Source organism: Brasilonema sennae CENA114 (genome assembly GCF_006968745.1).
GTDB classification, from domain to species: Bacteria; Cyanobacteriota; Cyanobacteriia; order Cyanobacteriales; family Nostocaceae; genus Brasilonema; species Brasilonema sennae.
This window is the reverse complement of the sequence record NZ_CP030118.1, coordinates 7,299,153-7,313,368: the sequence shown is the minus strand read 5'-3', so window position 1 is coordinate 7,313,368 and position 14,216 is coordinate 7,299,153. Positions and strand designations below refer to the sequence as shown.

Sequence of the window (14,216 nt, the reverse complement as noted above, 5' to 3'; positions counted from 1 at the left end):
CAAAACTTCCAGTAAAAATACTGATGTAACAAACTGATATTTATGTCAAAAGTTATTGGGATCGATTTAGGCACTACCAACAGTTGTGTGGCGGTTCAAGAAGGTGGTCAACCAATTGTCATTACGAATTCAGAGGGTGAACGAACGACTCCTAGTATTGTAGGATTCGGTAAAGATGGTGAACGCTTGGTCGGTGAACTGGCAAAACGTCAAGCTGTCACGAATGCTGAAAACACTATTCTCAGTATTAAGCGATTTATCGGTCGTCGTTGGGATGACACTGCAAGTGAACGCTCGCGCGTTTCTTACACCTGTGTCAAAGGTCGAGACGATACTGTTGATGTCCTTGTTCACGGACATCATTACACACCACAAGAAATCTCCGCTATGATCCTGCAAAAACTGAAACAGGATGCGGAAAATTTTTTAGGTGAACCTGTCCAAAAGGCAGTGATCACAGTACCAGCATATTTTACAGATGCCCAAAGACAAGCCACCAAAGACGCTGGTACAATTGCCGGACTAGAAGTTTTGCGGATTATAAATGAACCAACTGCTGCTGCCTTAGCCTTTGGGTTGAACAAGCAAGACCAAGAGCAGCTCATCTTGGTATTTGACTTAGGAGGCGGTACCTTCGATGTTTCCATTCTACAACTGGGGGATGGAGTCTTTGAAGTCAAGGCGACTTGTGGGAACAACCACCTCGGTGGGGATGATTTTGATCACTGTATTGTTCTGTGGATGATCACACGCTTCCAGGAAGAAGAAAAAGTTGACCTTTCTGGGGACAAGATGGCTTTGCAACGTTTGCGGGAAGCAGCGGAAAAGGCAAAAGTTGAACTTTCCAGTAGAATCAGCACTTCAATTAATTTGCCTTTTATCACTGCTGACGAAACAGGGCCAAAGCATTTGCAAATCGAACTCACCCGAGCCAAATTTGATCAGTTAACGGCACATTTGGTTGAAGCGACGATCAAACCGATGAGTCAGGCGCTCAAAGACGCACAACTCAAACCACAAGACATTGATCGGATGATCGAAGTCGGGGGTTCCACTCGCATTCCCGCGATTCAAAATGCCTTGAGCAAATTTTTTGATGGCAAAACTCCAGATCGCTCTATCAACCCCGACGAAGCAGTCGCACTAGGAGCAGCTATCCAAGCTGGGGTGCTGGGTGGTGAAGTTGATAATTTGCTTTTGTTAGATGTGACGCCCTTGTCTGTGGGGATTGAAACATTGGGAGAAGTGTTTACCAAAGTTATCGAACGCAACACCACAATTCCAACCACCCAGTCCCAAATTTTTTCCACAGCAGTTGATGGGCAAACCGGAGTGGAAATTCACGTGCTTCAAGGTGAACGGGCAATGGCGCCCGATAACAAGAGTTTGGGCAAATTTCTTCTTCCGGGAATTGCGATCGCGAATCGTGGTGTACCGCAAATTGAAGTCTGTTTTGAAATTGATGTTAATGGCATCCTCAAAGTTACAGCACAAGACAAAGCCACTCTTCGAGCACAAAGTATTCTCATTACCAATACAGGTGGCTTAAGTGCCAACGAAGTTGAAAGCATGCGACAACAAGCCGAAATGTTTGCTGAAGATGACAAAAGACGTATGCAACTGGTTGAGGTGAAAAATCAAGCAGATAATCTACTGTATAGTTACGAGTCTACCTTCAAGTATAATAGTGATATATTTAACGACCAAATGAAAGCCTTGCTAAATGAAAAAGTCATACAGTTACGAGCAGCAATGGTAGACGAAGCTATTTCTGTGGCTGAATTTCAACAGCACTTGGATAACTTGCAGCAAACTTTGTTTGACATTGGCTCCCAAGTGTATAATCCCGTTAATAGCCAAACTCATACAATAGCCGCAGCTTGCGATCATTCATTGACTTTAGAATCAGCAACGCCCCCAAATGGAACCTCAACACCACCATTTGACTTTGATTTGAAAGACGAGAGCATGATGCAGGTTGGTTACGAGACAATAGACTAGAGAATTGCCAAAAGCTTGGGTTGTGTCCAAAAATGACGGATTCTAGATTCTCACTCCTCTACAATTTGAATCATAGAATCTCTGAAACTGGTTTGAATGGTTGCCCTACATCCCCATATCTCTATAAGACCCAACCTTTAATGAACGGTTTTCCACACTTTTTAGTGCGGTTAGCTCGTCTGTAAAGTGAGCGGAGTTTTTGCAATCTACGTAGCACAATTGTAAAAGAGACAGCCTCAAGCTATTGCTTTTGTCGTTTACCATGAGGAAAGCACTTGTTGCTGTTGTCAGTAGTGAGTAAAAATTTTTCTGGTCTTAACTTAGTCTTTGATTTCAAAACTAATTCTAGATTCAACCGCAGGTGCACTCAAGGCTTAAAGTCGCAAGGACGCACTGCTTCCTCTGACTCAGTGCTCGACATTGATAACTGTTATGGTGATTTTTGTATAAAGGAAAAGGTAAAATTTTAGTATTAATAAAACTTAACTATTGCCTTCTGCCTTCTTGAACTTGTGATCGGCGGAACTCGTCGTTAAAAGTTCTCTTTGTATAGCCTGCTTTCTACCTTTTAACTTTCACCTTTGCTCTATGGCTCGCGACTATTATGAAACTCTAGGTGTCTCTCGTGACGCCGACAAAGAAGAAATCAAACATGCTTACCGCCGCCAAGCCCGGAAGTATCACCCAGATGTGAACAAAGAACCGGGAGCGGAAGAACGTTTCAAAGAAATTAACCGTGCTTATGAAGTTCTTTCTGAGCCGGAAACCCGTGCACGTTATGACCGCTTTGGTGAAGCTGGTGTGAATGCTGGGGCTGGTGTAGGCTTCCAAGATATGGGTGACATGGGCGGGTTTGCTGATATCTTTGAAAGCATTTTCTCAGGCTTTGCTGGTAGTGCGGGTGGTACAACCCAAAGACGACGCAGTGGACCAGTGCGGGGCGATGACCTGCGGCTAGACCTAAAGTTAGACTTTCGGGAAGCAGTCTTTGGCGGTGAAAAGGAAATTCGCATCTCTCATCTAGAAACTTGTGAGATATGTAGCGGATCTGGTGCTAAACCAGGAACTCGCCCTCGCGCTTGTTCGACTTGTACCGGAACAGGTCAAGTACGTCGCGTCACCAGAACGCCCTTTGGTAGCTTCACCCAAGTTTCGACTTGTCCTACCTGTAATGGTACGGGGATGGTCATTGAAGACAAATGTGATGCTTGCGACGGCAAGGGCGCAAAACAAGTTACGAAGAAACTAAAAATATCCATTCCACCAGGAGTGGACAACGGTACACGCTTGCGGATTTCTTCAGAAGGTGATGCGGGTCAACGCAGTGGTCCTCCTGGAGATTTATACGTGTATCTGTTTATCAATGAGGACGAGGAATTCCATCGGGATGGGATCAATATTCACTCGGAACTCAAAATTAGCTACCTTCAAGCAATTTTGGGATGTCGCTTGGAGGCAAATACTGTAGATGGGCCACAGGAATTGTTGATTCCACCAGGAACTCAGCCAAATACTGTGATGACGCTGGAAAATCGCGGAGTCCCGCGCTTGGGTAATCCCGTCAGTCGTGGCGACCACATGATTACGGTGTTAATTGATATTCCTAATAAGTTGACAACCGAAGAACGTGAACTCTTGGAGAAGCTCGCTAAAATAAAAGGAGATCGCACTGGTAAAGGCGGCCTAGAAGGATTTTTGGGAAATTTCTTTCACCAACGATGAGTGTATCTTCCCTTTCAACTCCTAATGCTCAACTCGATTTGCGTGGCACCCCTTGCCCGATAAATTTTGTACGGACGAAACTCCGTCTGGAGCAAATGAATCCAGGAGAGTTACTAGAAGTCTGGCTAGATTCAGGGGAACCGATAGAGCAGGTTCCTGATAGTTTGACAATGGCAGGATATCAGGTAGAAAAAATTACAGACTGTGTTAGTTATTTCTCCCTACTAGTCCGCCGCCCTGTTACTGTCTCATGAGAGGGGAAGCCGAAGACCCGACTGATAAGTTACTAGGGACAGTCCTAGCCGTGCAAGCTAATTTTTACCGAGTGCAGTTAGATATAGGGACCAGACAGATGAGTGAGCAAAGTTCCCCTCATCCCCCCATGCTCTTATGCACTCGCAGAACACGGTTGAAAAAAATCGGGCAACAGGTGATGGTGGGCGATCGCGTAGTCGTAGAAGAACCAGATTGGGCTGGTGGACGAGGGGCGATCGCTCAAGTATTACCTCGTGAAAGTGAATTGGATCGTCCAGCGATCGCTAATGTTAATCAAATTTTATTAGTATTTGCCGTTGCTGACCCGCCTTTGGAACCGTACCAGCTTAGTCGCTTTCTGGTTAAAGCTGAGTCTACGGATTTAAGTGTGATTTTATGCTTCAATAAATGCGATTTAATTGCAACAGAACAACAGGCAGAAATTAATCAGCAGTTGGTAACTTGGGGCTACCAACCAATATTTATTAGTCTCAGCAAAAGTATAAATATTGATAAAAAAGTAGATAAACTCAAAGACAACATGACAGTGATAGCTGGACCTTCTGGAGTTGGTAAGTCCAGCCTGATCAATACACTGATTCCCAATGCTAACTTACGAGTGGGAGAGGTTTCTGGTAAACTGGCACGAGGTCGCCATACCACTCGTCACGTAGAATTATTTGAATTGCCAAGTGGCGGTTTATTAGCAGATACTCCCGGTTTTAATCAACCTGACTTTGATTGTGTCCCAGAAGAATTAGTGACTTATTTCCCAGAAGCAAGACAAAGATTAGCACTTGATAGCTGTCGTTTTAGTGATTGTCTGCATCGAGACGAACCGGGGTGTATAGTCCGTGGAGATTGGGAACGATATCAACATTACTTAGACTTTTTAGAGGAAGTTATTAAGCGCCAAACTCAGCTTAACCAACAAGCAGATCCTGAATCTACTCTCAAGGTAAAAACTAAAGGTAACGGAAAGACTCAATACGAACCGAAGCTGGAAAGTAAGAAATATCGCCGGACTTCACGCAAGACGCAGTTGCAGCAGTTGCAGCAGTTGTATCAAGAGACGGACGAGTAATAAATAACCTCATGCTTACGCAAATATTCTTATGCCACTTAGGCTTTAATAGAGTGAAATGATATTTTTCTCATCGACACTCCCCCGGCTTTTTGTTCAGGCAAAGTCAGCTTGGTGGTTCTCTCAGAAGAAGATGCAAGGTACGACGAATATATCCTTCCAATGGTTCAGTTGTAGCTTGAAACACGAGTGCATAAAGCATGATTCCACTTATCAGGTCAAAAACGAGATCAGGATCTAAATCTGCTTGAATTTCATTTCTCTGTTTTGCGCGTTCAAATACAACAGCGAAGGCTTGTCGTCGCGGTTGTAAGTATTTTGTCCAATAAACTTGAGCGAACTGAGGATTGCTGGATGCAGTACTGATCATCATAGCAACTGTCTGTCGTCCCAAAGGGGTAAATGTAATTTGCGCAGCACTGTTGATTAAGGCGTCAATATCACCCCAGAGGCTACCAGTGTCAGGAACGACATACTCCTGTCTACAACTCTCAATCGCGTCTGCAACTAGTTCTTGTTTCGATTTGTAGCGCCGGTAAATTGTGGGTTTGCCAACTCCTGCACGAGTTGCGATCGCATCAATACTCATGCGATCAAATCCAACTTCTGCCAGCAGTTCCAGGGCTGCTTGCAGAATCGCTTGATGGGATTGGGCACTACGGGGTCGTCCCGGCGGACTTTTGACAGGTTTACTCATGCGATCGTCAGACAATTTTGGATTTTAGATTTTGGAGCCACTGCGTTGCGGAGAGCAGCGCCTTGCGGAGCCAGTCCTGCAGGAGGGTTTCCCGACCTAGGGACCTGGCGTTGGGGTTCCCCCAAAGTCTGTCGGGGGAAGCAACCCAAGCGACGAGCTTTGACCGTTGTGGCGACTGCGGAGGGTTCCCCCAAAGTCTGCCGGGGGAAGCAACCCAAGCGGCGAGCTTTGACCGTTGTAGCAAGTGGCGTGATTTTGGATTGCTTCCACAGGAGTTATCCGGGGGCTTGTACCATCAAGGAATCATTGGTCATTCTAAGGCATTCGTATCTAAACAACTTACCAAGCAGTTGTCCAATTGACATTTTCTTTTTATTTACGATACAGTATCGTAAATAAAAAACTTCTTTATTCATTAAACAACAGAAAACAGCATGACCAGCCTCCCGACTCAGCGATTTGCTTGGCGAACCCCGAAAGGAAAGCTCCCGTTACCTCCTGGTCGCTTCGGTTTGCCCATTGTTGGCGAATCCATCAGCTATTTGCGCGATCCAGCCCGTTTTATGAACCAGCGACAAAAACAATATGGAACAATTTTCAAAACTCATCTGTTTGGTCGTCCAACGATTGTTTTAATTGGAGCTGATGCAACTCGTTTTTTGTTCACCAATGAAAGTCAGCGATTCGAGATGACCAATACTCCAAGTTTTGAGGTGTTACTGGGAGCAAACTCAATTGGAGTAAAGACGGGCACTGCTCACCAAATACTTCGTAAGCAGTTGTTCCAAGCCTTTGAGCCAAGAGCATTAGCCGAGTACGGTACGACAATAGAAGATATGACCCGTCGTTATCTGCATAAATGGGAACGCATGGGAACATTGACTTGGTATTGCGAACTGAAAAAATATACGCTGGATATTGCCTGTAAGTTGTTCGTGAACGTTGAGACTGCCTCAGATGAAAACCTGGAAAAAGTTTATCAGACTTGGAGTGACGGGCTGTTATCCATTCCGATTCGATTTCCTGGGAGCAAGTTTGATCGTGCGGTTCGTGCGCGTGAGCAGCTTCTTGCGCTGATTGATGAAATGATCAACCAACGCCAACAACATCGAAACTCTAATCAGGATGTTTTGAAAATTCTATTGCAGGCGCAGGATGAAGAGGGTAATCGTCTGAGCTTGGAGGAAGTGAAGGATAACGTGTTGGGAATGCTCGTTGCTGGACACGAAACCTTAACTTCAGCACTCACATCCTTGTGTTTATTGCTTGCTCAACATCCAGAAGTGCTACAAGCAGCCCGTGCAGAACAAGAGCAACTAGGGTTGACACAACCGCTAACGCAGGAATCTCTCAAGCAAATGACTTATCTGGAGCAAGTGCTAAAAGAAGTTTTACGAATGGCACCTCCAGTAGTTCGCAGTGGTTCACGGAAAGTGCTTGAGTCCTGCGAGTTCGGTGGCTATCTCATCCCGCAAAGTTGGGATGTGTTTTACCAGATCCAGGAAACTCATCAAGACCAGAATGTCTATGCTCAAGCTCAACGATTTGACCCAGAGCGTTTTGCACCTGATCGAGCCGAGAACAAACAAAAGGTTTTTAGCTATATTCCGTTCGGTGGTGGAATTCGAGAATGTTTAGGTAAAGAGTTTGCCAGATTGGAGATGAAGGTGTTTGCGGCGTTGTTGATTCGTGAGTATCACTGGGAATTACTCCCTGGACAAAATCTAGAGCGTGTTGTGCTACCGTTCTCCCGTCCTCATGATGGCTTAAAGGTGAAATTTTGGCGACGTGAAAGCGGGAGGGTTTGATATGCATAATTTGGAGAGTTGACTAAAGACTGTAACGATCCCCATAAAGTCTTAAAATATTGTTAACATCTACCAAATCCCAACCTTCAATCTAAATAAGTACCACCCCGGAACTATAATTATGGCTATCGGCTACGTTGCGCTCGTACTCCATGCACATCTGCCCTTCGTTCGTCACCCAGAAAGTGATTATGTGCTGGAAGAAGAATGGCTCTATGAAGCCATTACCGAAACTTACATTCCTTTGCTGCGAGTCTTTGAAGGCTTGAAGCAAGACGGTATTGACTTTAAAATCACGATGAGCATGACACCTCCTCTTGTGTCAATGCTACGCGATCCTGTGTTGCAAGAACGCTACGACGCTCATTTAGCCAAACTTGAAGAACTTATAGAACTGGAATTCGAGCATAATGTCCACAATGGTCATATTCGTTATTTAGCCGAGCATTACGCCAGTGAGTTCAAGGCGATACGAGAAGTTTGGGAACGCTACAACGGGGACTTAGTCACAGCTTTTAAGCAATATCAAGACACTAACAATTTAGAAATCATTACCTGCGGTGCTACCCACGGCTACCTACCACTGATGAAAATGTACCCACAAGCTGTGTGGGGACAAATAAAGGTAGCTTGCGAACACTACGAAGAAAACTTTGGTCGTCCACCCAAAGGCATTTGGTTACCAGAATGCGCCTACTATGAAGGTGTTGACCGAATGTTAGCCGATGCAGGGTTGCGCTACTTCCTGACCGATGGACATGGTATTCTTTATGCCCGTCCCCGTCCACGATTTGGTACCTATGCCCCAATTTTTACAGAAAGTGGCGTTGCTGCGTTTGGTCGAGACCATGAATCTTCTCAGCAGGTATGGTCTTCTGAGGTCGGCTATCCTGGTGCTGCAGAATACCGCGAGTTTTACAAAGACTTGGGTTGGGAAGCAGAATATGACTACATCAAGCCCTACATTATGCCCAATGGTCAGCGGAAAAATACGGGCATTAAGTATCACAAAATTACAGGTCGTGGCTTAGGACTGTCAGATAAGGCACTCTACGACCCTTATTGGGCACGGGAAAAAGCTGCAGAACATGCTGCTAATTTCATGTATAACCGAGAGCAGCAAGTAGGAAATCTTCATGCTATGATGAACCGTCCACCAATTATTGTTTCTCCCTACGATGCTGAGTTATATGGACATTGGTGGTATGAAGGTCCTTGGTTCATTGATTACCTGTTCCGCAAGTCATGGTATGACCAAAAAACCTATGAAATGACCCATTTGGCAGATTATCTGCGGGCAAATCCAAGTCAGCAAGTTTGCCGTCCTTCGCAATCGAGTTGGGGTTATAAAGGATTCCACGAGTATTGGTTGAACCACACAAATACGTGGATTTATCCACACTTGCATAAAGCCGCAGAACGGATGATTGAAATAGCAAAGCGGGAACCAGAGGATGAGTTGGAATGGAAAGCGTTGAACCAAGCAGCGAGGGAACTGCTGTTGGCGCAGTCTTCCGACTGGGCGTTTATTATGCGAACGGGAACGATGGTACCTTATGCTGTCAGAAGGACGCGATCGCACCTCATGCGCTTTAACAAACTTTACGAAGAGGTTAAAATCGGCAAAATAGACAGCGGTTGGCTGGAAAAGGTCGAATATATGGACAATATTTTCCCTAGTATCAACTACCGAGTGTATCGTCCATTGTAGTAGCGAAACGGAAATCATAGGTTAGGCAGGTGAGAGCATCCTCACCTGCTGGTGCAAAGCCAAAATTTCTTTTCCATTGTCCACATCGTCTAAGCGTTGTGCTTTTTATTGTGCAGCATCTTTCCTAATCATTTAGTTTTCACTGAATCTTTCTTTTCTTCCTGAAAATCTGTTACCTCACATTCAGCAAGCAGTTCATCTACATTTTCAGGAAAGTCAATATTAGTAACTTTTTTTGCAAAAACCTGATAACAATCGTTTTTATCCCCTTCTTTACGCGGGAATCCTAACCAAATAATGATAATAATTTTTTGTTCTTTAAATGCCCTAAAAAATAATCTATATCGGGCAGGTAGCCCCATTTTCTTCAGACGACCATACTTGTGTAAAGGCTTGTGTAATATAAAATGAGATGCAAAAGGGTCTTGAGTGATTTTTTCTTTAATACCAATATTCAAGCCCTTTAGTAGCTTTACATCTGCATGAGTCATAAACTCTTGTTTAGATAACTCAGTTTTTAAAGTACGAACCCGATGAGACAATTGTACCCATTGCTTATCAAACAATGGGTAGAAAAATATTCTCCATCCATCAGATGTGAATGAGTTCATGCATCCAAAACAACATCACAAAGTAGCTCATCCATTTCGTCGCTCATTTCTTTCGTATAAGCAACGAGTTGCTCAGGATTTGTAATAGCATCTTTCATCAAAAAGTCGAGGAACAGACTCATCATAATAGATTCTGTTTCATCTACCTCCTCAACTTCATCAGTGTCTAATTGCACTAAAAAGGTATTTTTAGACAAGACTTGCACATAACCTGAAGTATTAACTAAATGAGGATGGTCTTTAGAAAAAGCACGAGGTAAGCGAAAACCATCTTGCGTGCCTATCTTAGCAGAAGCTATAGGATAGGTCTTGTCGGTCATTTAAGTATGCTCCTTTATAAAGGCAATTCATCTTATTATAACATTTCTTATAATCAAGTCAAACAAACATAAAAAAGACAGGTCAAACACCTGTCCTATGACTGATAATTTGGCTCTGAATTTAGAAATTCATTTCTGCAGCTTGAACTTTTTCAACCTGCTTCTTCTTGAGGACAAGCATAACTTGAGCCAACATAACAAGTGCGACAAATGCAATCATCCATTGAACTCTGCTAGCATCTTGTAACACAATTTCCCCATCATCTTGACCAAATCCACCAACGTTTGGATTATTGGTCAAAGGTTCATCTTTTTTGACCACTTGTCCTTCAGAGACAATCAATTCTGGTCCAACGGGTATGGTGTCAACTACTACGTCCCCAGATTCAGGTTGGATGCTGAGTTCGTACTTGACGTTACCATCTTCATCTTCTGTTTTGGCAATCTTGCTAATTGTACCAGCAGCAGAAGCGGTGTATACGGTGTTGTTGCTCTTTTGGCCAGTGGGGTAAACTTGTCCGCGTCCACGGTTACCACCTACGTGAACAGCGTACTTACCAAAGTTAATGTTCTTGTCAGTTGCAGGGTTAGGAGAAAGCACTGGGAAGACGATTTCCTGATATTGTTCACCAGGTAACGGTCCAATGATGACAACGTTTTCTTTGTCTTCGGTGTAGGGTTGGTAGAATAAACCCTCGATTTCTTCCTTCCACTCCTCGGGAATGCGTTCTTCAGGAGCAATCTTGAAGCCTTCTGGTAGCATCAGCACAGCACCGACATTTAAGCCAGCTTTAGAACCATCGGCACCCACCTGCTGTACGCTTGTATCGTAGGGAATTTTTACCACGGCTTTAAATACCGTGTCAGGCAGAACAGACTGGGGGATTTCAACTTCGGTCTTCTTTGCTGCTAGGTGACAGTTGGCGCACACAATCAGCCCTGTCGCTTGGCGAGGGCTTTCGGGGTAGGTTTCTTGTGCCCAAAAGGGATATGCTGAAGCTGCTTGAGGTAGAACTAGATCACTGGTGAAGAAAAATGTCACTGTGGCGATCGCTACGAGCAAGGTTTTGATAATTGTTCCAGCACTGCGAGTTAAACTCGCTGTTTGACAAACATTTCTCATCTCTATAAGGACAACTAGGACAACGATTCTCTGATATTAGTCATTAGTGAGCCAGCACGGCGCAGGAGGGTTTCCCGACCTAGGTGAGTGCGTAAGCGCAAAGCGCACGCCAAGGGCGAACGCGAAGCGTCTCCGTTCGGCCTCAAGCCGTGCCCGAAGGGCTCAGGAGATACCCGAAGGGTCAAGAGTCATTAGTCATTAGTCAAGAGTCAAATTTCGACTCCAAACTATAGACTATGCACTGATTTCATCAGTGAACAGCCTTTTCAGTAAACAGTGAAGAATTATCAAGCCAAGATGAGCTGATAACTGATAACTGATAACTGATAACTGTTAACCCCACCAAGGTTCTTCGCCTGTACGGAAGTCAGTTTCCGTCCATTGAGTCAGGATGATTTTGTCTTCTTCGGTTTTTGCATGACTCAAAGCTAAAGATAGCGGTGCTGGACCTCGAACTACTTTACCAGTAGAGTCGTACTGTGAACCATGACAGGGACACTTAAACTTGTTCTCTGCTGCGTTCCAAGGAACAACACAACCTAAGTGCGTGCAAACGGCGTTAATTCCGTAATCAGTAATCGCCTCTTTGCTATCTACAACAATATAAGTAGGGTCTCCCTTAAGTCCTTGAACCAGAACGCGATCGCCTACATTATGACTTTCCAAAAAGTTGCTAACACTGACATCGTTACCCAGCTCGTTTTTTGCCGTTGTACCACCTCCAGCCCCACCGCTTGATGGAGGAATAAAATAGCTGACAACGGGATACAATGCTCCCAGAGCCACTCCGGTTACAGTTCCAAATGTCAGAAGATTCATGAATTGACGACGCCCCATATCGGGCACGTCCATTGATTCAGAAAATTGAGCCATAACCTACGCGTTCTTTGTGTATTTTGTTAACAAATATGACTTGAGTTTTTCATTAAGAAACTCTTGTCTGACTGAAAAGGATAATGCCCACAATGATGCTAGGATGCTTTGTGCAAAAATCTTTCCAGCATCTTTCTTAGTAGGATTACATTTCTTTATAGTCCTATCATACTTGAGTCATGGAACTTAACATCATAACTAAATGTAAAAATATTTGAGAAAATATATGACGGGACAGGAATTACGCCAACTGTTGCTTGATAAGTGGGGACGCTCTTATGATGTCCAGTTGCGTCGGACACAGGGTAAAATATTCTTACAAGTTATGTGGAAATATTTAGAGCAAGTGTCTTTCCCATTAAATGAGGTAGAGTATCAAGAGCATCTCGATAGCATCGCCAACTATCTCAATGGTTTAGGTGGTGAAGCACAGGTAAGAACATATATTAGAGAAACACGAGAACGTCCACGACTTGGTAAAGCTGTGAGCATTGCGTTAGATTTAGGTGAACGCGCTGCGGAGTGGTTAATCGAGTAGTTGTAAAGACTTTCACCAACTATGGCGAAACCTAAGACAGAAAAATGAGGAGATTGTCAGAAAATTCTTTTACCCAAAGTTACCGTAACCTTCGTAGCGAACTGCCTCTAAACTAGAAGCACCGCCTGAGAGTGTACCTGCACCTTTGGCGATCGCTCTTTCAATATTCTCATTAGGTAAACCCGCCGCTTTTGCTTTTTCTATTGCGGTACGCAGTTGAAAATTTCCCGCTGGATCCCGAACCCCATTTCTCGCCGTCACAATAATAGCACGCGACCACTGCAAAAGTCTTACCTTTTTTTGTATCCACGACCGCTTTTTGGCGTTTAATATTTGCCCGTTTACTGTGTCCTGCCATATCAAGGAATGAATAAAAACTATCTACTCAAAAATACGATATAGCTTGATTCTAGCTTTTACATAGTTCCGTAAGAATATCAAGATGATTCACAAGAATTGCAATAACGATAGTGGTAACTATGATAAATATTAAAAGGGCATTTATCACTCAAAAAATATAACGCTTTTACAATGGCAAGGATGACCCTTGACCAATTACAGATATTTTTGGCGGTGGCGCAACATATGCATTTTACTCGCGCCGCCGAGGCGCTTTACATCACCCAGCCTTCTGTGAGTGCTGCAATTCAAAGCCTTGAAGAACAGTATGGAGTCAAATTATTTAATAGGATTGGTCGTCGGATTGAACTAACTCTTGCTGGGAGGATGCTGCAAGCAGAAGCACAAAAAATTTTAGACTCTGTTGAGTTGACTGAACGGGGACTGCGCGAATTAAACGATTTGCAAAGAGGTGAACTCAAATTAGGCGCAAGTCAAACAATAGGTAATTACTGGCTTCCCCGCTTCATCAGCTTATTTAAGCAACAGTATCCTGGCATCACTGTTGACTGTACGTTAGGTAACACTACTGAAATTAGTGAAGGGACGGTTACAGGATTGTTTGACCTTAGCTTGGTAGAAGGCGAAGTTGAGCCATCAATTTTAACTTCTTTACAGCAAACAATTGTGGGCGGAGATTGTCTGCAAATCGTTATCGGTCAATCTCATCCTTGGTTTGAGCGGAGTACAGTTAAGGTAACAGAACTAACAAACACTGGTTGGGTGATGCGCGAGAAAGGGTCAGGAACTCGTCAGCAGTTTGAGCAAGTGCTAAAACAGTGGGGTATTGAACTAATACAGTTAAATGTCATTTTGTCAATGAAAAGCGGTGATATGGTCAAAGCAGCCGTTGAGAGTGGGGTAGGGGCTGCGGCGATTTCCAACCTCATAATCACCAAAGAACTGCGTCTTGATATGCTCCGTTGTATTAAGGTTACAGGTTTGGCAAAAGACACTACTGATGCAAATTCACTCTCACGTCCCTTCTTTTTATTAAAGCATCGAGAACGCTTTCAAACCCGTATCTGCCAAGTGTTCGAGCAATTGCTAGTATCGGGGTAAATCTGTGGAATA

At 44.0% G+C, this 14,216-nt stretch carries 14 protein-coding genes and 1 pseudogene; 9 read left to right on the top strand and 6 right to left on the bottom strand.

What is annotated here, in order from left to right; translation table 11 throughout:
• The first annotated feature begins 42 nt into the window (after positions 1–42).
• The 4 genes from dnaK (at position 43) to rsgA (ending at position 5,062) form a co-directional block, all read left to right on the top strand.
• Complete coding sequence (gene dnaK / locus DP114_RS30460) at positions 43–2,001, top strand: molecular chaperone DnaK (protein WP_171977901.1); 1,959 nt, start codon at positions 43–45, stop codon at positions 1,999–2,001.
• A 588-nt stretch (positions 2,002–2,589) separates the two neighbouring features.
• Positions 2,590–3,723 carry a molecular chaperone DnaJ gene (gene dnaJ / locus DP114_RS30455; protein ID WP_171977900.1) on the top strand — a complete coding sequence of 378 codons (1,134 nt, stop codon included), beginning with the start codon at positions 2,590–2,592 and terminating at the stop codon, positions 3,721–3,723.
• The gene (locus DP114_RS30450; RefSeq protein WP_169266189.1) at positions 3,720–3,977 is read left to right on the top strand and encodes a sulfurtransferase TusA family protein; all 258 of its coding nucleotides are present in this window, start codon (positions 3,720–3,722) and stop codon (positions 3,975–3,977) included. The genes dnaJ and DP114_RS30450 overlap by 4 nt, the downstream gene beginning before the upstream one ends.
• Complete coding sequence (rsgA, locus tag DP114_RS30445; protein ID WP_171977899.1) at positions 3,974–5,062, top strand: small ribosomal subunit biogenesis GTPase RsgA; 1,089 nt, start codon at positions 3,974–3,976, stop codon at positions 5,060–5,062. Before DP114_RS30450 ends, rsgA begins: the two co-directional genes overlap by 4 nt.
• Positions 5,063–5,168: 106 nt before the next feature.
• On the opposite strand, the gene DP114_RS30440 is transcribed toward rsgA, so the two are convergent.
• On the bottom strand, positions 5,169–5,774 hold the full coding sequence (locus DP114_RS30440) for a TetR/AcrR family transcriptional regulator (protein WP_318284274.1): 606 nt from the start codon (positions 5,772–5,774) through the stop codon (positions 5,169–5,171).
• A gap of 95 nt (positions 5,775–5,869) precedes the next feature.
• Here DP114_RS30440 and DP114_RS30435 point away from each other — a divergent pair, with 95 nt between their 5' ends.
• The 3 genes from DP114_RS30435 (at position 5,870) to DP114_RS30425 (ending at position 9,278) form a co-directional block, all read left to right on the top strand.
• Positions 5,870–6,121, top strand: coding sequence for a hypothetical protein (locus DP114_RS30435; protein WP_171977898.1), 252 nt, complete (start codon positions 5,870–5,872; stop codon positions 6,119–6,121).
• Positions 6,122–6,193: 72 nt separating this feature from the next.
• Positions 6,194–7,567, top strand: a complete 1,374-nt coding sequence (locus DP114_RS30430) for a cytochrome P450 (RefSeq protein ID WP_169266831.1) — start codon at positions 6,194–6,196, stop codon at positions 7,565–7,567.
• 121 nt (positions 7,568–7,688) lie between these two features.
• Positions 7,689–9,278, top strand: coding sequence for a glycoside hydrolase family 57 protein (locus DP114_RS30425; RefSeq protein WP_171977897.1), 1,590 nt, complete (start codon positions 7,689–7,691; stop codon positions 9,276–9,278).
• A 128-nt stretch (positions 9,279–9,406) separates the two neighbouring features.
• On the opposite strand, the gene DP114_RS30420 is transcribed toward DP114_RS30425, so the two are convergent.
• From DP114_RS30420 to petC, 4 genes are all read right to left on the bottom strand, one after another.
• Positions 9,407–9,889, bottom strand: a complete 483-nt coding sequence (locus DP114_RS30420; protein WP_171977896.1) for a type II toxin-antitoxin system YhaV family toxin — start codon at positions 9,887–9,889, stop codon at positions 9,407–9,409.
• Complete coding sequence (locus tag DP114_RS30415; RefSeq protein WP_169266834.1) at positions 9,886–10,209, bottom strand: hypothetical protein; 324 nt, start codon at positions 10,207–10,209, stop codon at positions 9,886–9,888. Before DP114_RS30415 ends, DP114_RS30420 begins: the two co-directional genes overlap by 4 nt.
• Before the next feature lie 121 nt (positions 10,210–10,330).
• Positions 10,331–11,332 (bottom strand): cytochrome f, encoded by a 1,002-nt coding sequence (gene petA, locus DP114_RS30410; RefSeq protein WP_169266835.1) that lies wholly within the window; start codon positions 11,330–11,332, stop codon positions 10,331–10,333.
• Positions 11,333–11,665: 333 nt separating this feature from the next.
• Positions 11,666–12,205 (bottom strand): cytochrome b6-f complex iron-sulfur subunit, encoded by a 540-nt coding sequence (gene petC / locus DP114_RS30405; protein ID WP_169266836.1) that lies wholly within the window; start codon positions 12,203–12,205, stop codon positions 11,666–11,668.
• A gap of 226 nt (positions 12,206–12,431) precedes the next feature.
• Here petC and DP114_RS30400 point away from each other — a divergent pair, with 226 nt between their 5' ends.
• Positions 12,432–12,743: a DUF3067 family protein gene (locus DP114_RS30400; protein WP_169266837.1), complete on the top strand. Its 312-nt coding sequence runs from the start codon at positions 12,432–12,434 to the stop codon at positions 12,741–12,743.
• 72 nt (positions 12,744–12,815) lie between these two features.
• Here the strand turns inward: DP114_RS30400 and DP114_RS30395 are convergent.
• Positions 12,816–13,101: pseudogene (locus DP114_RS30395) on the bottom strand (transcriptional regulator family protein); the annotation flags it as partial.
• Between the two features lie 182 nt (positions 13,102–13,283).
• On the opposite strand from DP114_RS30395, the gene DP114_RS30390 reads away from it, so the two are divergent.
• On the top strand, positions 13,284–14,204 hold the full coding sequence (locus tag DP114_RS30390) for a LysR substrate-binding domain-containing protein (protein ID WP_169268333.1): 921 nt from the start codon (positions 13,284–13,286) through the stop codon (positions 14,202–14,204).
• Positions 14,205–14,216: the final 12 nt, after the last annotated feature.

Coding starts and splice junctions, on each gene's coding strand:
- dnaK (WP_171977901.1), top strand. CDS start 43: ATGTCAAAAGTTATTGGGATCGATTTAGGCACTACCAACAGTTGTGTG.
- dnaJ (WP_171977900.1), top strand. CDS start 2,590: ATGGCTCGCGACTATTATGAAACTCTAGGTGTCTCTCGTGACGCCGAC.
- DP114_RS30450 (WP_169266189.1), top strand. CDS start 3,720: ATGAGTGTATCTTCCCTTTCAACTCCTAATGCTCAACTCGATTTGCGT.
- rsgA (WP_171977899.1), top strand. CDS start 3,974: ATGAGAGGGGAAGCCGAAGACCCGACTGATAAGTTACTAGGGACAGTC.
- DP114_RS30430 (WP_169266831.1), top strand. CDS start 6,194: ATGACCAGCCTCCCGACTCAGCGATTTGCTTGGCGAACCCCGAAAGGA.
- DP114_RS30425 (WP_171977897.1), top strand. CDS start 7,689: ATGGCTATCGGCTACGTTGCGCTCGTACTCCATGCACATCTGCCCTTC.
- DP114_RS30420 (WP_171977896.1), bottom strand. CDS start 9,889: ATGAACTCATTCACATCTGATGGATGGAGAATATTTTTCTACCCATTG.
- DP114_RS30415 (WP_169266834.1), bottom strand. CDS start 10,209: ATGACCGACAAGACCTATCCTATAGCTTCTGCTAAGATAGGCACGCAA.
- petA (WP_169266835.1), bottom strand. CDS start 11,332: ATGAGAAATGTTTGTCAAACAGCGAGTTTAACTCGCAGTGCTGGAACA.
- petC (WP_169266836.1), bottom strand. CDS start 12,205: ATGGCTCAATTTTCTGAATCAATGGACGTGCCCGATATGGGGCGTCGT.
- DP114_RS30400 (WP_169266837.1), top strand. CDS start 12,432: ATGACGGGACAGGAATTACGCCAACTGTTGCTTGATAAGTGGGGACGC.
- DP114_RS30390 (WP_169268333.1), top strand. CDS start 13,284: ATGACCCTTGACCAATTACAGATATTTTTGGCGGTGGCGCAACATATG.